At 75.4% G+C, this 19813-nt stretch carries 17 protein-coding genes; 11 read left to right on the top strand and 6 right to left on the bottom strand.

Going from position 1 to position 19813, the window contains the following annotated elements; translation table 11 throughout:
• Positions 1–28: 28 nt before the first annotated feature.
• The 6 genes from DMP15_RS16415 to DMP15_RS16440 all read left to right on the top strand — a co-directional run bounded on the left by DMP15_RS16415 (position 29) and on the right by DMP15_RS16440 (position 9274).
• Positions 29–1480: a M1 family aminopeptidase gene (locus DMP15_RS16415; protein ID WP_304580077.1), complete on the top strand. Its 1452-nt coding sequence runs from the start codon at positions 29–31 to the stop codon at positions 1478–1480.
• Between the two features lie 110 nt (positions 1481–1590).
• Complete coding sequence (locus tag DMP15_RS16420) at positions 1591–3078, top strand: cytochrome ubiquinol oxidase subunit I (RefSeq protein WP_337826121.1); 1488 nt, start codon at positions 1591–1593, stop codon at positions 3076–3078.
• Positions 3079–3094: 16 nt separating this feature from the next.
• Positions 3095–4159, top strand: a complete 1065-nt coding sequence (gene cydB, locus DMP15_RS16425; RefSeq protein ID WP_073574925.1) for a cytochrome d ubiquinol oxidase subunit II — start codon at positions 3095–3097, stop codon at positions 4157–4159.
• 5 nt (positions 4160–4164) lie between these two features.
• Positions 4165–5937: a thiol reductant ABC exporter subunit CydD gene (cydD, locus tag DMP15_RS16430; RefSeq protein ID WP_304580078.1), complete on the top strand. Its 1773-nt coding sequence runs from the start codon at positions 4165–4167 to the stop codon at positions 5935–5937.
• Positions 5934–7640, top strand: a complete 1707-nt coding sequence (gene cydC, locus DMP15_RS16435; RefSeq protein WP_337826122.1) for a thiol reductant ABC exporter subunit CydC — start codon at positions 5934–5936, stop codon at positions 7638–7640. Before cydD ends, cydC begins: the two co-directional genes overlap by 4 nt.
• A gap of 185 nt (positions 7641–7825) precedes the next feature.
• The gene (locus DMP15_RS16440) at positions 7826–9274 is read left to right on the top strand and encodes a GH39 family glycosyl hydrolase (RefSeq protein ID WP_083658302.1); all 1449 of its coding nucleotides are present in this window, start codon (positions 7826–7828) and stop codon (positions 9272–9274) included.
• A 63-nt stretch (positions 9275–9337) separates the two neighbouring features.
• Here the strand turns inward: DMP15_RS16440 and fabG are convergent, their stop codons facing one another.
• Complete coding sequence (gene fabG / locus DMP15_RS16445) at positions 9338–10096, bottom strand: 3-oxoacyl-ACP reductase FabG (RefSeq protein ID WP_073574928.1); 759 nt, start codon at positions 10094–10096, stop codon at positions 9338–9340.
• A 166-nt stretch (positions 10097–10262) separates the two neighbouring features.
• Here fabG and DMP15_RS16450 point away from each other — a divergent pair, with 166 nt between their 5' ends.
• The 3 genes from DMP15_RS16450 to DMP15_RS16460 all read left to right on the top strand — a co-directional run bounded on the left by DMP15_RS16450 (position 10263) and on the right by DMP15_RS16460 (position 12891).
• Positions 10263–11021 (top strand): class I SAM-dependent DNA methyltransferase, encoded by a 759-nt coding sequence (locus DMP15_RS16450; RefSeq protein ID WP_073574929.1) that lies wholly within the window; start codon positions 10263–10265, stop codon positions 11019–11021.
• 249 nt (positions 11022–11270) lie between these two features.
• Positions 11271–12110, top strand: a complete 840-nt coding sequence (locus DMP15_RS16455; protein ID WP_376772712.1) for an iron-siderophore ABC transporter substrate-binding protein — start codon at positions 11271–11273, stop codon at positions 12108–12110.
• 28 nt (positions 12111–12138) lie between these two features.
• Positions 12139–12891, top strand: coding sequence for an SDR family NAD(P)-dependent oxidoreductase (locus DMP15_RS16460; RefSeq protein WP_202417911.1), 753 nt, complete (start codon positions 12139–12141; stop codon positions 12889–12891).
• A 50-nt stretch (positions 12892–12941) separates the two neighbouring features.
• On the opposite strand, the gene DMP15_RS16465 is transcribed toward DMP15_RS16460, so the two are convergent.
• The 5 genes from DMP15_RS16465 to DMP15_RS16485 all read right to left on the bottom strand — a co-directional run bounded on the left by DMP15_RS16465 (position 12942) and on the right by DMP15_RS16485 (position 18113).
• Entirely contained in the window at positions 12942–13994 is a 1053-nt protein-coding gene (locus DMP15_RS16465) for an ABC transporter substrate-binding protein (RefSeq protein ID WP_073574932.1), read from the bottom strand.
• A complete protein-coding gene (locus DMP15_RS16470) occupies positions 13991–14758 on the bottom strand; it encodes an ABC transporter ATP-binding protein (protein ID WP_073574933.1) in 768 nt (255 codons plus the stop codon). The genes DMP15_RS16465 and DMP15_RS16470 overlap by 4 nt, the downstream gene beginning before the upstream one ends.
• Positions 14755–15783 (bottom strand): FecCD family ABC transporter permease, encoded by a 1029-nt coding sequence (locus DMP15_RS16475; protein WP_073574934.1) that lies wholly within the window; start codon positions 15781–15783, stop codon positions 14755–14757. Before DMP15_RS16475 ends, DMP15_RS16470 begins: the two co-directional genes overlap by 4 nt.
• Before the next feature lie 46 nt (positions 15784–15829).
• Entirely contained in the window at positions 15830–16459 is a 630-nt protein-coding gene (locus DMP15_RS16480) for a cytochrome P450 (protein WP_139282746.1), read from the bottom strand.
• Between the two features lie 64 nt (positions 16460–16523).
• Positions 16524–18113, bottom strand: a complete 1590-nt coding sequence (locus tag DMP15_RS16485) for a Na+/H+ antiporter (protein ID WP_202417909.1) — start codon at positions 18111–18113, stop codon at positions 16524–16526.
• 105 nt (positions 18114–18218) lie between these two features.
• Here DMP15_RS16485 and DMP15_RS16490 point away from each other — a divergent pair, with 105 nt between their 5' ends.
• Positions 18219–18752: a YbhB/YbcL family Raf kinase inhibitor-like protein gene (locus DMP15_RS16490; RefSeq protein ID WP_337826123.1), complete on the top strand. Its 534-nt coding sequence runs from the start codon at positions 18219–18221 to the stop codon at positions 18750–18752.
• Positions 18753–18762: 10 nt separating this feature from the next.
• Positions 18763–19740: a hypothetical protein gene (locus tag DMP15_RS16495; RefSeq protein ID WP_073574938.1), complete on the top strand. Its 978-nt coding sequence runs from the start codon at positions 18763–18765 to the stop codon at positions 19738–19740.
• The last annotated feature ends 73 nt before the right edge of the window (positions 19741–19813 follow it).

A 19813-nucleotide genomic window follows, 5' to 3' on the forward strand; every position in this document is an offset into this window, starting at 1 on the left:
CGTGCGCACCGCGGCTAGCCTCCCCCTCATGATCGACCTGACCCGGCGGCGCCGGGCCCTCGTCGGCGTCGCCGTCGTCCTGGCCGTGCTGGGGGGCTGCGCGGCCGGCGTGCCGCAGGTCGAGCGGGCGGCCCCGTGGCCGCAGCGCCCGGTCGTCGACGCGTCGCTGGACCTCGCCCCGGACCTGTCCTCGGCCACCGGCCGCCAGACCGTCCGCTTCACCCCCGACGCCCGGATCTGCGAGCTGGTCTTCCGGCTCTGGACCAACCGGCCGACCGTCGTCTCCGACGGCGGCTCGTCCCGGGTCACCGACGCGAGCGTCGACGGCACCCCGGTCACCCCGCGCACCGAGCAGGCGGGCGCCCCGGACGGCGCGCCCGGCACGCTCGTCGAGCTGCCGCTGCCGTCCTGCGCCGACGCGGGCACCACCGTCACCGCGCAGCTCGGGTTCACCCTCACCCTCGGCGAGGACTCCACCGAACGCATCGGGCACTCCACGTCGGCGGGCACCGCCTGGCTCGGCAGTCCGCTGCCGGTGCTGGACTGGGTCCGCGGCCGCGGCTGGGTCCGCACCCCCGCGGTGCGGATGTCCGGCGAGACCGTCGTCGCCGAGGACTACCGGCTCGCCTCGCTCGCCGTCACCGCGGCGGCGGACCAGCAGGTGGTCGGGGTCGGGACGGCCACCGGCACCCGCGACGCCGGCAGCGGGCGGCTCACCCGCACCTTCACCGCCGACGCGGTCCGTGACATCGCGGTCGCCGTCGGCGCCTACCGGGTCGCCGAGTCCACGGTCGGCTCCACCCGGGTGCACGTCGCACTGCCCACCGCGGGCCGCGCCGGCGCCCGGCGCGGCGGGGAGCTGCGCGGCTCCGCGCAGGACTGGCAGGGCGAGGTCGCCCGCTTCCTGCCCGCCCTGGAACGGCTGCTGGGGCCCTACCCGTACCCGGACCTGTGGCTGACGGTCGTGCCCACCCAGAGCGACGGCGTCGAGTTCCCGACCCACCTGCAGTTCGGCGACGTCGACGACGCCACCCGCCCGTCGCTGGCCGCGCACGAGATCGCCCACTCCTGGTTCTACGCGCTGGTCGGCAACGACCAGGCCCGTGACCCGTGGCTGGACGAGGCGTTCACGACCTGGGCCCAGGCCCTGGTCGCCGACCAGCGCGACCTGTACCGGATCGGCAGCTTCGGACCCGGCGACGTCGCGGGCCCGATCGGCGCCCCCATGTCGTTCTGGGACTCCCGCGGCGGGTTCACCGACCTCGTCGACGGCGTCTACGACCAGGGTGCCGCCGCGCTGTTCGCGGGTCGCGACGCCGTCGGCGCACAGCGGTTCGACGCCGCGGTCCGCGCCTACGTCGAGGCGAACGCACACCGCGTCGCCGCCCCGGCCGACGTCGAACGGGCCTTCGCCGACCTGCCGGAGGTGCTCGACGTGCTGCGCGAGCACGGCGCCTTCGACCCGCGCACCGGCGGCTGAGCACCTCCGCGACGACCCGCGTGTCGAGGGCCACCGAGCCCGGCCCCCCACCGATCTTCTACTTACGGTAGAACTACTACTGGACGTAGAACTTCGCTCGGGAGGTCCGGATGGACGCGCTCGACCTGGCCCGCTGGCAGTTCGGGATCACCACGATCTACCACTTCCTGTTCGTGCCGCTGACCATCGGCCTGTCGGTGATCGTCGCGTCGCTGCAGACCGCCTGGTTCCGCACGGGCCGGGAGGAGTACCTGCGCGCCACCACGTTCTTCGGGAAGCTGTTCCTGATCAACTTCGCGATGGGCGTGGTCACCGGGATCGTGCAGGAGTTCCAGTTCGGGATGAACTGGAGCTCCTACTCCACCTTCGTCGGCGACGTGTTCGGCGCACCGCTGGCGATGGAGGCGCTCATCGCCTTCTTCCTGGAGTCCACCTTCATCGGGCTGTGGATCTTCGGATGGGACCGGCTGCGGAAAGGCGTGCACCTGGCCTGCATCTGGGCCGCGGCGATCGGGTCCAACCTCTCGGCGTACTTCATCCTCGCGGCGAACGCGTGGATGCGGAACCCGGTCGGCTACGAGGTCGACCGCGCCACCGGACGGGCCCGGCTCACCGACATCGGCGCCGTGCTGACCAACCCGCAGGCCTGGTCGACCTACACCCACGTCGTCGCCGCGGCGTTCCTGATCGCGGGGCTGTTCGTCGCCGCGGTGAGCTCCTGGAAGCTGATGCGCGAACGCTGGAGCCGTCCCGGTGACGCGACGCCGCACCCGGGCGAGCACGCGCTGTTCCGGAAGACCCTGCGCACCGGGTTCCTGGTCACCCTCGTGGCCGGGGTGCTGGTCATCGCCTCCGGTGATCACCAGGCCAAGCTGGCCGCCACCTACGAGCCGATGAAGCTCGCCTCGGCCGAGGCGCTGTGGCAGACCGAGGAGTCGGCCGGGTTCTCGCTGTTCGCCGTCGGCGACGTCCAGGGCAGCCGCAACCACGTCAACGTGCAGATCCCCGGTGTCCTGAGCTTCCTGGCCACCGGCAGCCCGTGGGGCCCGGTGCAGGGCATCGAGAACGTGCAGGCGCAGTACGAGGCGCTCTACGGGCCCGGGGACTACCGGCCCAACATCGCCGTCCTCTACTGGGCGTTCCGGCTGATGATGGGCCTCGGCCTGGCCGGGGTCGCGGTCGCGACGGCCGGGCTCTGGCTGACCCGCGGCGGCCGGCTGCCCGGCTTCACCCGCGACGGCGCACCGGCTCCGGCCGGGCGGCTCCAGCGGTGGGCCTACCGGGGTGTGGTCGCCGCGCTGCCCGCGGCGCTGGCGGGGAACATCGCCGGCTGGGTGCTGACCGAGATGGGCCGCCAGCCCTGGACGGTGCACGGCGAGCTGCTCACCGCGCAGAGCGTGTCCCCCGGAGTGAGCCTGGGCCAGGTCGCGTTCTCCCTGGCCGCGTTCACCGCGCTCTACGGGATCCTCGCCGTCGTCGAGGTCCGGCTGCTGTTCCGCTACGTCGCCGCCGGACCCGCCGCCCCCGCGGCCCCGCCCGGGCCCGCCGACGACGCCGACACCGACGCCGAGCGCCGCCCCGCGGCGTTCAGCTACTGACCCCGGAGGGACGACGATGGACCTGCCCACGATCTGGTTCCTGGCCGTGGCCGTGCTGTGGACCGGCTACCTGGTGCTCGAGGGGTTCGACTTCGGCGTCGGGATGCTGGTCCGCGTCCTGGGCCGCGACGAGGAGGACGACCGCGAGGCCGCCCTCGGCGCGATCGGCCCGGTGTGGGACGGCAACGAGGTGTGGCTGATCGCCGCCGTCGGCGCGATGTTCGCCGCGTTCCCCGCCTGGTACGCCGCCATGCTGTCGGGCCTCTACCTGCCGGTGCTGCTGGTCCTGCTGGGCCTGATCGTGCGCGGGGTCGGGCTGGAGTACCGGCACAAGCGCTCCGACGCGCCGTGGAAGGCCCGCTGGGACCTGATGATCGGTCTCGGGTCGCTGGTGCCGGCGTTCGTGTGGGGCATGGTCCTCGCGAACCTGGTCCGTGGCCTTCCCACCGTGCTCAGTGCCCCGGGCAGCGGGCAGAACACCGTGGTCACCGCGTCGCTCGGGGACCTGCTGAACGGCTACGCGTTGCTCGGCGGCGTCGTCACCACGGCGCTGTTCCTGCTGCACGGCGCGGTGTTCCTGGCACTGAAGACCGACGGGCCGGTGCGGTACCGGGCGCGGCGGTTCGCGCTGCGCGCGGTGGCCCCGGTGCTGCTGGTGACCGTCGCGTTCCTGGCCGCGACGCTCGCGCTGCGCGAGCCGTCCTGGACCACCACGGTCGCCTGGCTCGCCGGCGCGGCCCTCGCCGCGGCCGGGGTGGCGCTGCTGGCCGGCCGCGAGGGGTGGGCGTTCACCGCCACCGCGCTCGCGATCGGCGGGCTGTCGGTCGTGCTGTTCGGCCAGCTGTACCCGACGCTGCTGCCCTCGACGACCGACCCCGCGCACACCCTGACCGTCGCGAACGCGGCGTCCGCGCCGTACACGCTCGGCGTCATGTCCTGGATCGCGGCCGTGTTCCTGCCGCTGGTGCTCGGCTACCAGTCCTGGAGCTACTGGGTGTTCCGCCGCCGCCTCGGCGGGGCGCGGGTCGCCCCGGCCGGGACCTCCGACACTGGTGACACCGCGGTACCGGCCCCACGATGACGACCGTGTCCACCCCGTCCGCCACCGCCGGGGTCCCGCCCGCGGGCGGCCCGCCGGTCGACCCCCGGCTGCTGCGCACGGCGAGCGCGGTCCGGGTGCACCTGGCCGTCGCCGCGGTCTGCGGGGTCGCCGCGACCGGGCTGATCCTGGCCCAGGCCTGGCTGGTGTCGCGGGTGGTGGCCGGGGCGACGCCGTCGTTCGGCCTCGACGGAGCACGCACCGGGCCGGGCGCCGGGCTCGACACCCTGGCCTGGCTCGTCGGGGGCGTCGCCGTCGTCGCGGTGGCGCGGGCGCTGCTGTCCTATGGCGCGGAGTCCGCGGCGCTGCGCAGCGCCGCCCGCGCCAAGTCCCAGCTGCGGATGCAGCTCGTGCGCCGGCTCGCGCTCGCCGCGCCGGACCCGCGGCGGTCCTCCGGTGAGATCGTCACCCTGGCCACCCGCGGCCTCGACGCCCTCGACGACTACTTCGCCCGCTACCTGCCCCAGCTGGTGCTCGCGGTGCTGGTCCCGGTCGCGGTGCTGGTCGTCGTCGCCGACGCGGACTGGATCTCCGCGGTCGTCATCGCGGTCACGCTCCCGCTGATCCCGCTGTTCATGGCGCTGGTCGGGATGCACACCCGGGCCCGCACCGACCGCCAGTGGCGGCTGCTGTCCCGTCTCGGCGGGCACTTCCTCGACGTCGTGCAGGGGCTGCCGACGCTCGCGCTGTTCCGCCGCGCGCAGGTCGTCGCGGGCAAGGTCCGGGAGACGACCGACGCCCACCGGCACGCCATGACCGGCACCCTGCGGGTCGCGTTCCTGTCCGCGTTCGTGCTGGAGGTCCTCGCGACGCTCGCCGTCGCCCTGGTCGCGGTCGAGGTCGGGCTGCGGCTGCTCTACGGGGACCTCGACTACGCCACCGCGCTGTTCGTGCTGGTCCTGGCCCCGGAGGCCTACCTGCCGCTGCGCGAGGTCGGTGCCCGGTTCCACGCCAGCATGGAGGGCGTCGCCGCGGCCCGGCAGGTGTTCGCCGAGCTGGACCGCCCGGCCGGCGGCGCGCCCGGCGGGACCGCACCGGTGCCGGCGGCCGACCCGGCGGGCCGCGGCCTGACCGTCGACGGGCTGCGGGTGCGCTACCCCGGCGCGGACGCCGACGCCGTCGCCGGTCTGTCGCTGGGCCTCGCCCCCGGGGAGACGGTGCTGCTGCGCGGCCCGTCCGGGGCCGGGAAGTCCACCCTGCTCGGCGTGCTGCTCGGCATGGTCGCCCCGACCGGCGGCACCGTCACCGTGCACGGCCGCGACGGCACCGGCGCCGACCTCGCGGACCTGGACCTCGACGCCTGGCGCCGCGGGGTGGCCTGGGTGCCGCAGCAGCCGCACCTGTTCGCCGACACCGTCGCCGCCAACGTCCGGCTCGGCGCCGGGCGGGACCACGCGGGCGTCACCGACGACGCCGTGCGGGCGGCCGCACGCCGGGCCGGGCTCGACGCCGTCGTCGCCCGGCTGCCGCACGGCTGGGACACCGTGCTCGGCGAGGGCGGCGCGCAGCTGTCGTCGGGCGAGCGGCAGCGGGTCGCGCTGGCCAGGGCGTTCCTGCGCGACGCCCCGCTGGTCCTGCTCGACGAGCCGACCGCGCACCTCGACCCCGACTCCGCCGACGCGGTCCGCAGCGCGGCCGCCGAGCTGCTCCGCGGGCGCACCGCGGTCGTCGTCGCGCACGACGCAGGCTGGGCCGAGCACACCGACCGCACCGTCACGATCACCCCGGTCGCGACCACACCCGCCGGACGTCCGCGATGAGCCCCTGGTCGCTCGCCCGCAGCGTGCTGGCGCCCCGGCTGCGCGGCGTCGTCGGCGGGGCGCTGCTCGGCGCGCTCGCCACCGCCTGCGGCGCCGGGCTGCTGTCGCTGGCCGCCTGGCTGCTCGCCACCGCCGCCCAGCACCCGTCGGTGACGGCGCTGTCGGTCGCCGTCGTGCTGACCCGTGCCCTCGGCGTCGGACGCGGGGTGGCCCGCTACGCCGAGCGGCTGGTCGGGCACGACGCCGCGCTGCGCGCGCTGTCGGACATGCGCGGCCGCGTCTACGCCCGGCTCGCCGCCACCGAACCGGTGCGCCGGTTCCGGTCCGGCGAGCTGGTCGCCCGGCTGGTCGGCGACACCGACTCGGTGCAGGACCTGGTGGTGCGCGGGGTGCTGCCGGTCGTCGCAGCCGGGGTCGCCGGGTCCGGTGCGGTGCTGCTCGCCACCGCGCTGTACGTCCCCGGCGGGGCGCTGCTCGCCGCCGGGCTGCTGCTCGCCGGCGTCGCGGTGCCCGCCCTCGCCGCGGCGCTGTCGCGGCGGCCCGCCGAGCGCGCCGGTGTCGCACGGGACCGGCTCGCGACCGCCCTGGTCGACCTGCTCGACGGCGGCCCGGAACTGCTGGCCCACGGCGCGACCGGCCACGCCGTCGACGCCGTCGCCCGCGCCGACGCCGAGCTGACCCGCACCGCCCGTCGCGACGCCGCTCTGCTCGGCCTCGGCGCGGGGTCCGGCGCCCTGGTCGCCGGGCTCACCCTGGCCGGGACGCTGCTGCTGGGCGTCGCCGCCGTCGACGCCGGCACCCTGGGCGCGGTCCCGCTGGCCGTGCTGGTGCTGACCGCACTGGCCGCGTTCGAGATCGTCGCGCCGCTGCCGGCCGCCGCGGCGCGGCTCGCCGCGGTCCGCGCCGGGCTGGCCCGGCTGGTGCCGGTGCTCGACGCCGCACCCGCCGTCGTGCACCGCGCCCCGGGGCCGGGGCCGCTGCCGCGCCGCGGTGACCTGCAGGTCCGCGGGCTCACCGCCGCCTGGCCCGGGCCGGGACCGGACGGGCGCGGCCGCACCGTCCTGCACGGGGCGGACCTCGACGTCGGACGCGGGGAGGTCGTGGCGCTGGTCGGTGCCAGCGGGTCGGGCAAGTCGACGCTGGCCGCGGTGCTGTTCCGGTTCCTCGACCCGCGCGCGGGGTCGGTCCGGCTCGACGGGCACGACCTGGCCCTGCGCCCGCCCGACGAGGTCCGTGCGGTGGTCTCCGGGGTACCCGCCGACCCGCACGTGTTCGACTCGACGGTCCGGGAGAACCTGCGCCTGGCCGCCCCCGACGCCGACGACGCCCATCTCATCGACGTCCTGCGCCGGGTCGGGCTCGCCGGCCTGGCCCTCGACGACGAGGTCGGCGCGCACGGCGCCCGGCTCTCGGGCGGGATGCGGCGACGGCTCGCGCTGGCCCGCGCGCTGCTCGTCGACCCCGCGGTGCTGGTGCTCGACGAGCCCACCGCGCACCTCGACCCGGACACCCGCGACGCCGTCCTCGACGACCTGCTCGCCGCTGCGGCGGGCCGGGCCGTGCTCGTCATCACCCACGACCCGGCGGTGCTGCCGCGGGCCGACCGGGTGTACACGCTGCGCGACAAGAGGGTTCACCTGCGCAGCGGGGCTGCGTGCGGCCCTCGCGAACCGCGGCCCTACTCTGCTCCGAACGTCCGATAGCGGGCCCCGGCCGGCTCCGGGCGTTCGCGAGGTTCTCTCAGTCGGGTCACAGGAGCCCCCTGACACGCTGGGAGCACCTCGCCGGGACACCGTCCCGCGCAGGAGTGCAGGAGTCAGTACGAGCCCGCGCGCGCCACGGCATCCGCCCGGCGCCGCGTCCGGTCAGAACGTGAGGTCACCAGCCCGTGCGAGCGTCACGCCGTCCCTCCCCGACGACGTCCGGACCGAGGTCCCCGTCGCGGCCCCCCCGGTTCCGGCCCGGCCTGCGCCGGACCCCGGCCCTGGCCCTGCTGCTCGCGGGGGTCCTGGCCCTCGCCGCCTGCACCTCGGGGACCGGCGGCACCACCACCGGTGACGCCGTGCCGTCGTCGGCGCTGGAGGCCTCGGCGAAGGCCGTCGACCTGAACGGCTGGCGCTGGGACGAGCAGCCGGGCCCGATGGAGATCGGGGTGACCCACACCCAGGACAGCCTCGACGACACCGAGCCCGCGCAGGCCCGCCAGCGCGGCGTCGACATCCTGTCGAGCCTCGGGCAGGAGTACCAGAACCACCACCTCATGGGCTTCGGCACGCTGAACCCCGAGCCCCGGCCCGGCGAGTTCGAGTGGGGCTCGCTGGACCGCCGGATGCAGCTCACCGAGGAGACCGGCGGCAAGGCGATGCTGACGCTCTGCTGCTCCCCGGACTGGATGAAGGGCGCGCCGCGCGACAGCGGCGCCACCCGCTGGGACCGGCTCGAGAAGGCACCGCTGCCCGAGCACTTCGCCGATTTCGCCAACCTCGCCCGTGAGGCCGTGCAGCGGTACCCGCAGGTCGACCGCGTCCTGGTGTGGAACGAGCTCAAGGGCTTCTACAACCAGGCCGAGAACCGCTGGGACTACGAGGGCTACACGAACTTCTACAACCAGGTCTACCAGGCGGTGAAGTCCGTCCGGCCCGACGTCCAGGTCGGGGGCCCGTACGTCGTGATGAGCAGCGTGCCGGTCGACTCGGGCGACGCCTCGGCCATCCGCGGCCCCTGGGGCGCGCTCGACCAGCGGCCGCTCGACGTCCTGGACTACTGGCTGAAGAACAACGTCGGGGCGGACTTCATCGTCGTCGACGGCTCCACCACCAACCGCGGCCAGCAGGATGCGATCTCACCGGTCGACGTCGGCGCCGAGAAGTTCTCGGTGATCGACCGCTGGATCCAGGAACGGACGCAGCTCCCGATCTGGTGGGCCGAGTTCTACGCCAACGTCCCCGCCGACGCCCAGGCCGGTTTCGCCTCCCCCGCCAGCGCGGTCTCGACGATCGCCGCCCTGCAGGCGATGGCCCGCTCCGGCACCCAGGGCTCGCTGCTGTGGGGTCCCGAGGGCAGCAACTCGCTCGAGTACTCCTCGCTGTGGACCCCCGCGACCGACGAGAACGGCGGTCAGCCGACCCCGCTGACCGAGGCGTGGCGCTGGCTGGTGCCCAGGCTCCGTGAGGGCACCGTCGAGCTGGGCCGGGCGACCGACGGCTCGTCGCTGGGTGGTTTCCGCGCGGCGGACGGCTCGGTGCTGCTCGTCAACTTCTCCGCGGACGCCGTGCCGGTCTCCGGCCAGGACGACATCCCCGGCTGGGCGATCGTGCCGATGACCAGCAGTTCCTGACCCCCGCGACGACCGACGGGCCGGCACCGCAGCAGCGGAGCCGGCCCGTTCGTCGTGGGTGGGTCAGGCCTTCGGGCCACCGGCCACGTAGATGACCTGGCCGCTGACGAACGACGAGCGCTCGTCGACGAAGAACGACACGGTCTGGGCGATGTCCTCGGGCGCGCCGGGGCGCTGCACCGGGATCTCCTTGGCCCGGGCGGCCTTGAACTCCTCCCAGTCCACGCCGATCCGCTCGGCGGTCGCCTTGGTCATCTCCGAGGCGATGAAGCCGGGGGCGATGCAGTTCGCGGTGACGCCGAACTTGCCGAGCTCGATCGCGAGGGTCTTGGTGAAGCCCTGCATGCCGGCCTTCGCCGCGGAGTAGTTCGCCTGGCCGCGGTTGCCCAGCGCCGAGGTCGAGGAGAGGTTCACGACCCGGCCCCAGGCGGCGTCGACCATGTGCTTCTGCACCGCGCGGGTCATCAGGAACGCACCGCGCAGGTGCACGCCCATGACCGCGTCCCAGTCGTCGACGGTCATCTTGAACAGCAGGTTGTCCTTGGTGATACCGGCGTTGTTGATCAGCACCGTCGGGGCGCCGAGGCGCTCGGTGACCGCGTCGACGGCCGCGGCGACGGCCCGCTCGTCGGCGACGTCCGCACCGAACGCGGCCGCGGTCCCGCCGGCGGACTCGATGGCCTCGACGGTGGCCTTCGCGGCCGACTCCTCCAGGTCCAGCACCGCGACCTTGTGCCCGTCGGCGGCGAGCCGGATCGCGGTGGCGGCCCCGATGCCGCGCGCCCCACCGGTCACGACGGCGGTCCTCTGCTGCTGGGTCATGTCTCTCCTCGCTGATCGACGGTGATCTCCGGGTGTCTCCCGCCGCCGATCGTGTCACCACCTACCGCAGAGTCACATCGCGGCCCGTGCGACATCGCTCACCCCCGTTCGGAGGCGCCGGGTGCACTAGCGTCGAGGTGTCCGTTCCCGACCAGGAAGGATTTTCATGGCCGTCGAGCGTTCCGAACCGACCTACCGGCTTGCTCTGCCGGAACCCACGACCTCGTTCGAGCAGGACGCGGAGTACTGCGTGCTGGACCTCGGACACGGGTGGACCGAGTACCGCTTCCACGACTACGACGAACTCTTCAAGATCCCGGGCCTCTACGAGAAGCTGTTCTACGACATCCTGCAGTGCCAGTCCCCGGCCGTGGTGGCCGGTGCGCTGGCCGAGCAGCTCGACGCCGTCGGCGTCGACCCGTCCGGGCTGCGGGTCCTCGACGTCGGCGCCGGCAACGGCATCGTCGCCGAGGAGCTGCGTGCCCGCGGCGTCGGCAAGGTGGTGGGGATCGACATCCTCCCCGAGGCCCGCGACGCCGCCGAACGGGACCGCCCGGGGGTCTACGACGACTACCACGTCGTGGACCTCACCGACCTGGACGAGGAGACCACCGAGACCATCGCCGCGGGCGGTTTCGACGCCCTGACCTGCGTCGCCGCGCTCGGCTTCGGCGACATCCCGCCCGCGGCGTTCCGCGCCGCGTTCGACATGGTCGCGGTCGACGGCTTCGTCGCGATCACCCTGCGGGACGACTTCCTGAGCGACGGCGACACCTCCGGGTTCGCCGGTCTCATCTCCTCGATGCTGGCCTCCGGCGAGCTCGAGGAGCTCGGGTCGACCGTCTACCGGCACCGGCTCGCGACCAGTCGCGACCCGCTGCTCTACCGGGCCGTCGTGGCCCGCAAGCGCCGCCCGCGCGGCTGACCCCGCGCGTTCGCACCGGTCCGCGACGCGTCGGCCGGTGCGAACGCGCCGCGGCGAGATCTTCCGGTCATTTCGGGTTAGGTAAGCCTCGGTTATTGTCCCGATGTGCATCGACGACTGATCCTCCTGCTGGCCCTCGTGGGCCTGCTCACCGCCTGTACGTCCGGCGGTCCCGGCCCGACGGACGCCCCGTCCACCGCCGACGGCGCGTTCCCCGTCCGCATCGACCACGCCTTCGGCGCCGCGGAGATCCCCGCCCGCCCGCAGCGGGTCGTCGCCCTCGGCGTCACCGACGCCGACCCCGTCCTCGCCCTGGGTGTGACCCCGGTCGCCGTCGCCTCCTACACCTTCTACCAGGAGACCGGCGGGCTGGGTCCGTGGGCCCGCGGGCTCGTGCAGGGTGAGGCGCCGCAGGTCCTCACCGAGCCCGAGCCGAACCTGGAACGGATCGCCGCGCTGCGCCCGGACGTGATCATCGCGCTGTCCTCGGGCATCGACCGGGCCGCCTACGACCGGCTGACCGCGATCGCGCCGGTCGTCGCCCGTCCCGCGGGCTCCATCGCGTTCGGGGTGAGCCGCACCGACCAGATGCGCGCCGTCGCGACCGCGCTGGGCGAGACCGCTCGCGGCGAGGAGCTGATCCGGACCGCCGACGCCGCGTTCGCCGACGCCGTCACCGCCCACCCCGAGTTCCGCGGGAAGGTCGGGGCGACGGTGCTGCCCTTCGACGGCACGTACGGCGCCTTCACCGCCGCCGACGCCCGCGGCCAGTTCATGACCGGTCTCGGTTTCGCGCAGCCACCGGCCATCGCCGAGCGCGACGACCGGCAGAGCTTCTACGTCGAGGTCTCCTCCGAGCAGGCCGGTCTGCTCGACGGCGACGTGCTGGTGATGCTGGCCGACGAGGGCGCCGCGAAGCAGCAGGTCGACTCCGACCCGGTCCTGCGCCAGATCCCGGTCGTGGCCCGCGGCGACATGGTCGTGCCCGACGCCGACACCCGCGGGGCGATGACCTACAACAGCGTGCTGTCCGCGCCGTACGCCCTGGAGCGGCTCGTCCCGCAGCTCGCCGAGAAGCTCGCCGGCTGATCCGGGTTAGGGTCGCGGCGTGACTCTGATGGAGCGGTTCCGACTGGACGGCCGGGTCGCCGTCGTCACCGGTGCGTCGTCCGGCCTCGGTGTGGCCTTCGCGAAGGGCCTCGCCGAGGCCGGTGCGGACCTCGTACTGGGCGCGCGGCGGGTCGACAGGCTGGCCGACACGGTGGCCCTGGTGGAGGCGGCGGGCCGGCGCGCGGTCGCCGTCGCCACCGACGTGGCGAAGCCCGAGGACTGCCGGGCGCTGGCGCAGGCCGCCGTCGACGAGTTCGGCCGGCTCGACGTGCTGGTCAACAACGCCGGGATCGGCACCGCCGTCCCGGCCCTGAAGGAGACCCCGGAGCAGTTCACCGGGGTCGTCGACGTCAACCTCAACGGCTCGTACTGGATGGCGCAGGCCTGCGCGGCGCACATGGGCGCCGGGTCCAGCATCGTCAACATCTCCTCGGTGCTGGGGCTCACCACCGCGTCGCTGCCGCAGGCGGCGTACTCGGCGTCGAAGGCCGCCATCGTCGGACTCACCCGGGACCTGGCCCAGCAGTGGACCGGCCGCCGGGGCATCCGGGTCAACGCGGTCGCGCCCGGGTTCTTCGCCTCGGAGATGACCGACCAGTACCAGGACGGCTACCTGGAGCGGATGACCGAGCGGATCCCGATGGGCCGCAAGGGCGACCCGGAGGAGCTGACGGCGGCGGTGCTGTTCCTCGCCTCCGAGGCCGGTGGCTACGTCACCGGCCAGACCTGGGCCGTCGACGGCGGCATCACGATCACCTGACCGACCGCGCAGGCCCGGGGGCGCCGCACGGCGCCCCCGGGCCTGCGCGGTCAGCTGCGGGGCACGTCGTCGGACCGGGGGGTCAGGCCGGAGGCAGGCACGAGGTTCCAGCGCTCGAGCGCCGCCCGGACCTGCTCGGCGGCGTCGATGTTCAGCGGGCCCGAGGTCCACAGGGCGTAGGGCAGGTTCAGGAACCGGTTCTCCCTCACCGCCGGCAGGTCGCGGGTGTCGGGACGGCTCTTCAGGATCGCGACCTTCTCGGCGAAGGTCTGCGGCGGGTAGTCGACGAACAGGAACGCGGCGGGCTGTGCCGTCGCGACCCGCTCCCACGAGACCGTGGTCCAGGTGTCGTCGACGTCGGAGAGGGCGTTGCGCGCCCCGGCCGCCTCGATGATCGCCTGCGGGGCGCCGAACCGGCCGCTGGAGAAGGGGGTGTCGGTGCCGCTGTCGAACAGGAACACCGTCGGCGGTGTCGCGGCCCTCGGTGCCTTCCCGAGCGCGTCGAGCCGGGTGTCGAGGTCGGCGACGACGCGGTCGGCGTCGGCGGTGTGCCCGGTGATGGTGCCGAGGTTCTGCAGGTCCTCGCGCAGCGCCGTCCAGGGGTCGACGATGCCGCGGGCGCTCTGCCCGTCGGCCTGGCGGCAGGACTCGGTCAGCACGTACGGGGCGATGCCCTGCTCGCGCAGCCGGGCCGGGGTGAGGTTCTTCGCCTCGCTGTAGCCGTAGTTCCAGCCGGCGACCATCACGTCGGGGTCGCGGGCCAGGACGGTCTCCAGGGTCGGGTACTCCGGCGCCGCCTGCGCCAGGCCGTCGACGGCGGCGCCGTAGTGGCGGCGCAGCGTGTCGGCGTCGCGCTGCATGCTCGACACCGCGGTGACCCGGTCCTGCGCGCCGAGCGCCAGGAGCATCGAGATCATGTTGCCGTCGTTGACGAACAGGCGCTGCGCCGGCGCCGTGAACTGCGCGGGGGCACCGCAGTTCTGCACGGTGACCGTGCCGGCGGGGTCACCGGCTGCGGCGGGTGCCGGGGCGGGCGCCGAGCAGGCGGCGAGGACGACCACCCCCGCGGCGAGGACGGCGGACAGGCGTGGCGGACGGGTCACGAGCTCTCCCTGAGCGAGTCGAACACGAGGCGGGACCGCCCGGTCACCGGATGCGTGACGCGGGCGGCGGCGACCCCGAAGACCCGAGAGACGGTGTCGGGGTCGAGGTCGGACACGGCCGGGAGGGCCCGGCCGTCGTGCAGGACGACGAGGCGGTCGCACCAGCGGTCGGCCAGGTCGAGGTCGTGCAGGCTCACCACGACGGTCCGGCGCAGCGACCGGACCAGCTCCAGCAGGCCCAGCGCGTGGCGGACGTCGAGGTGGTTGGTGGGCTCGTCGAGCACCAGGACCCCGGCGTCCTGGGCGAGGCCGCGGGCGAGCAGCACCCGGCGCCGTTCACCGCCGGAGAGCCGGTCGACCGGGCGGTCGGCGAGACCGTCGAGCTCGACCACGGCCAGCGCCGCGGTGACCGCGGTCCGCTCGACCGCGTCGCCGCCCGCCCACGGCGGCCGGTGCGGCACCAGGCCGAGCGCGACGACCTCCCCGGCGCACAGGTCGGGGGGCAGGTCCTCCTCCTGGCCGACGAACGCGATCCGCCGGGCCCGCTGCCGGGCCCGCAGCGCGGTCAGCGGTGTGCCGTCGAGCAGTACGCGCCCCGCGGCGGGCTCGCGGATCCCCGCGAGGGCGCGCAGCAGGGTGGACTTGCCGCTGCCGTTGGGCCCGACGACGCCGAGCACCTCCCCCGGCTCGACGGCGAGGTCGACCCCGGTCAGGACGGTGCGGCCGCCGAGCACGCAGGTGAGCCCCTCCGCACGCAGGCTCACGCCGGGCTCCCGGCGGTCCGGTAGCGGCGGCGTCCCATCAGGATCAGGAACACCGGGGCGCCGATCAGCCCGGTGACCACGCTCAGCGGCATCTCGGTGGGCCGCACCGCGATCCGGGCGGTGACGTCGACGACGAGCAGGAACAGCGCGCCGCCCAGCGCGGTCACCGGCAGCAGCACCCGGTGCCGGGACCCGACGAGCAGCCGGGCCAGGTGCGGCACGACCAGGCCGACGAAGCCGATCGCCCCGGACACCGCGACGAGCACGCCGACCGCGACCGCGCACACGGTGAACAGCGCGGCCCGGGCGGCGGTCACCGGCACGCCGAGTGCGGCCGCGGTGTCGGGCCCGGCGGTGAGCGCGTCGAGCCAGCCGCTGAACGCCCCGAGCAGCACCAGCAGGAGCGCCACGGTCACCGCGGGCACCGCGACCCGGTCCCACTGCGCCCCGGACAGGCTCCCCAGCAGCCAGAACAGCACGGACTGGGCGGCGGCCGGGTCGCCGGAGCGGAAGACCAGGTAGCTCGCCGTCGCCGAGAACGCCGAGCCGAGCACGGTGCCGGTGAGGATCAGCCGGATCGGGGTGATCCCGCCCTGGGCGACGGCGATCGCCCCGACGAGCGCCCCGGCCGCGAGGGCCCCGAGGAGCGCGCCGGTGAACAGCGCCCAGGTGCCGAGCGCACCCAGCACCCCGGTGGTGATGACGGCCGTGGCGCCCACGCTCGCGCCGGAGGACACCCCGAGCAGGTAGGGGTCGGCGAGCGGGTTGCGCACGAGGGTCTGCACCCCGGCGCCGGCGAGCGCGAGGCCCGCGCCGACGATCGCGGCGAGCAGCGAGCGCGGCATCCGCAGGTCCCGGACGATCGTCGAGACGGGGCCGGGCCGGTCGTGCAGCACCGCGTCGACGACCTTCGCGACGGGGAGGACCTCGGCGCCGAACGCGAGCGAGCCCACGAGCGCGACCGCCAGCAGTACGGCGAGTGCCGCGGTCACGGTCGCGGACCGCACCGCCCGTCGCTCGAACATTTGCACAGTTCATCATGTGATGGCTGGAGATGGGATGCGGGAAGGATCACCGCGCGGGATGCAGCCGTACCGGTAACGCGGCGAGCCGCGCCCCGACCGGCCCGCCCGGGTGCACCTCGACGAGCCCGGACACGGGACCGGCGGGACGAGCGTCGGGGAACCTGTCCCGCAGCACCTCCAGCACAGTACGGAGCTCGAGGCGGGCCAGGTGCGCACCGGCGCAGAAGTGCGGGCCGTGCCCGAAGGTCAGCGGGTGCCCGACGACCGGGCCGGCGTCGATCCCCCGGACGTCGACCAGCACCGGCGCCCCGGCGGGCAGCGGCACACCGTCGAGGTCGGCGACTGTCCGGGCGAAGCGCCACAGCGAGAACGGGGCGGGCGGGTGGACCCGCAGCACCCCGGCGACCAGCGCGTCGAGCTCCCCGGCGGTGCGGTCGGCGAGCCCGGGGCCCAGGGCGTGGGCGACGACGTACCCGAGCGCGGCGTCGGTGGTGAGCTGCCCGGCGAACACCAGCCCGAAGACGAGGTAGCCGACCTGGGCGTCGGTGAGGTCGGGCAGCGCCGCGCGCAGCCCGGCCGCGACACCGTCGCCGGTCCCGTCGGTGACCGTGGCCGTGCCGATCGCCTGCAGCCGTCCGAACGCCGCTCCCGCCACCGACGGGTCGGGACTCCACATCGCCCTGCAGGCGGCGACGGCGTCATGCGGCGAGCGTGACCGTCGACGCGGACACCTCCGGTCCTCAGTCGAGCAGCACCGTGCGCAGGTCGAGGCGGCGCAGGACCCGGTCGACGGCGTGCGGGTCGACACCGGGCTCACGACGCGCGGCCAGTACCTCGGTCCGGGCGGCGGCCAGCGCCGAGGCCTGGGCCTCGGCGACGGCGGTGCGGGCCTTCTTCACCGCCGCGATCCGGGACCGCTCCTCCTCCGAGGGCGTCTCCCCCGACAGCACCCGCTCCAGCCGCTCGACCCGCTCCCGCATCGCGGTGCCGACCTCCTCGGGCAGGCCCCGCACCGTGCGTTCGAACTCCAGGGTCGCGACGGCGGCCCGGCGCGCCCGCAGCACGATCGCGCGTTCGGCACGCTCCTCGGCGTCGGCCTCGTCGTCGATGTCGAGGGCGCGGACCAGCGTGCCGAGGGTGAAGCCGGGCACGAGCAGCGTCACGAACAGCACCGACACGGCGATGAGGACGAGCTGGTCGCGGGCGGGGAACGGCGCCCCGGACGCGGTCTGCAGCGGCAGCGACAGCGCGAGGGCGAGCGTGGCGAGGCCGCGCATGCCGCACCAGGACAGCAGCACCGCCTCGCGTCCGGTGAGCGGAGCGGCGCCGGCCGCGGCGGCGTCGTCGGCGCTGCGGGACAGCAGCCGCCAGGCGACGACCATCCACAGCACCCGCACCGCGACGACGACCACGCACACGACCGCCGCGTGCGCGAGCATCGTCGGCAGCTCGTCGCCCGCGGCGAGCACGACCTGGCGCAGGTCGAGTCCGATCAGGCCGAACGCGAGCCCCGTGACCAGCAGCTCGACGACGTTCCACAGCGAGGACTGGGTGAGCCGCTCGGCGGCCTCGTCGGCGTCGGCCCCGGCGCGCAGCTGCAGCGCGAGCACGACGACGGCGATCACCCCGGACGCGCCGAGCTCGTCGGCGGCCAGGTAGGTCGCGAACGGCAGGACCAGGGTGAGCGCGCTGCGTCCGGTGGCGTCGGTGAGCCTGCCGAGCACCCGGCGCGCCAGCCAGGCCACACCCAGTCCGATGAGGACCGCGCCGGCGGCACCGAGCACGAACCGCAGGCCCAGCCCGAGCGGGCTCAGCTCGTCGCCGGAGACGGTCGCCAGCACCGCGGCCTGGAACACGACCAGCGCGGTGGCGTCGTTGAACAGGCCCTCGCTCTGCAGCACCGCCACCACCCGGCGCGGGATCGGGACCTGCCCGGCGACGGCCTCGACGGCGACCGGATCCGGTGGGGCGACCATCGCCCCGAGCGCGACGGCGGCGGTGAGTGCGAGCCCCGGCACGAGCAGCCAGACCGTCCCGGCGACGGCGGTGGCGGTGACCAGCACCAGGCCGACGGCGAGCAGCGCGATCGTCCGCCTGCGCGCCCGGAACAGCGCCCACGACGTGCGCTGCGCCGTGGCGAACAGCAGCGGCGGCAGGAACAGCGGCAGGATCAGCTCGGGGTCGATGACGAATGCGTCGGGCAGTCCGGGCAGCAGCGCGACGACCACGCCGAGGACCACCATCAGCGCGGGCCAGGGCAGCCGGAGCCGGTCCCCCACCCCGACCAGGACGACCGCGGCCACCATCAGCCCGACGAGCACGAGCAGCATCTCCACGGACCGACACCCTGCCCTCCCCGCGGCCGGACGGCAGCCGACGCGCCGTGCCAGGATCACGGCGAGACCCACCGCCACCGATCCGAGGAGGTCCGCCCCGTGCCCCGCAACCCCTACGACGAGCTGCCCCCGGTCCCGTCGTTCACCCTGACCAGCACCGACGTGAACGACGGCGCCGCGCTCGCCACCCCCCAGCTGTCCGGTATCTTCGGCGCGGGCGGCGAGGACGTCTCGCCGCAGCTGTCCTGGTCCGGCGCGCCGGAGGGGACGCAGTCCTACGCCGTCACCTGCTACGACCCGGACGCCCCGACCGTCGCCGGGTTCTGGCACTGGGCGGTGTTCGACGTGCCGGCCTCGGTGACCTCGCTGCCGTCCGGCGCCGGTGACGACAGCGGGCCCGGCCTCCCCGAGGGCGCGGTCCAGCTGCCCAACGACGCGAGCCTGGCCCGCTACCTGGGCGCCGCGCCGCCGCCCGGGCACGGCCCGCACCGGTACTACTTCGTGGTGCACGCGGTCGACGTGCCCACGCTGGACGTGCCCGCCACCGCGACGCCCACCTTCCTGGCGTTCACCCTGTTCAGCCACACCGTCGGCCGCGCCGTCCTGGTCGGGACGCACGCGAACCTGAGCTGAGGCCGCCGGCGTGGACACGGACGCGGAGCTGGACCGGCTGTACCGGGTCCCGCCGGAGGACTTCGTCGCCGCACGCGACGACGCCGCCGCCCGTGCCCGCGCCGACGCGGACACCGACGCGGCCCGGGAGATCGCCGCCGCCCGGCGGCCGACGCGGGCCGCGTGGCTGGCGAACCTGCTGGTCGACGACGCCCGCGACGAGGTCGAGGGGCTCCTGGCGTTGGCCCCGGTGCTGGCCCACGCCCAGCGTTCCCTCGACGGCGCGGCCCTGCGGGAGGTGTCCGCGCAGCGCAACCGGCTGGTCGGGGCGCTGGCCCGCCGGGCGGCGGCCCTCGGTCGCGCCGCGGGGGCCCGGGTGGGCTCCGGTGTGGAGCGCGACGTGCGGTGGGTGCTGGAGTCGGCGCTGGCCGACCCGGACCTGGCCGACCGGGTCCGGTCGGGGCGGCTGGAGCGCTACGAGCGGCACAGCGGCTTCGGGCCGCTCGGGGAGGCGGGGTCCGGGGCGGCGGGCTCCACGGCGGACGCGGACGCTCCGCGTCGCGCCCGGTCCCCGCAGCCGGACGGGGGCGGCGAGGGCCGTCACGGCGACGGGGAGCTCGCCGGGCGACGGCGCGACGCCCGCCGGCGGGAGGCCGAGCACCGCGCCGCGCAGGAGCGGGAGCGACGCGAGGCCGAACAGCACGCACGGGCGCTCGCCGAGGCGGAGAAGGCCGTCGAGACCGCCCGGCTGGCCGCCCACGACGCCGGCCGGGAACGCGACGACGCCCGCGACCGCGCGGACCGGGCCGACGGGCGTCGCGACGACGCGCACCGCCGGGTGGACGAGCTGACCGCCGAACTGGACCGCGCCCGCGCCGCCGCCGAGGACGCCGACCGTGCCCGCGACGAGGCCGACCGCGCCGCCCGGGACGCCGCGGGGCGGGCCGAGCGGGCCGAGGAGGACCTGGCCCGGGCCGAGGAGGCGCTGGACGGGCTGCGGTCGGACTGAGCCCCCTCCGCTGCGACGCCCCGCACCCGCCCGCCGGCCCGTGGCATCCTGACCCGGATCCGAGAACGAGGAG

Origin of the sequence: Pseudonocardia sp. UM4_GMWB1, from assembly GCF_017312155.1 — a bacterium.
GTDB classification, from domain to species: Bacteria; Actinomycetota; Actinomycetes; order Mycobacteriales; family Pseudonocardiaceae; genus Pseudonocardia; species Pseudonocardia alni.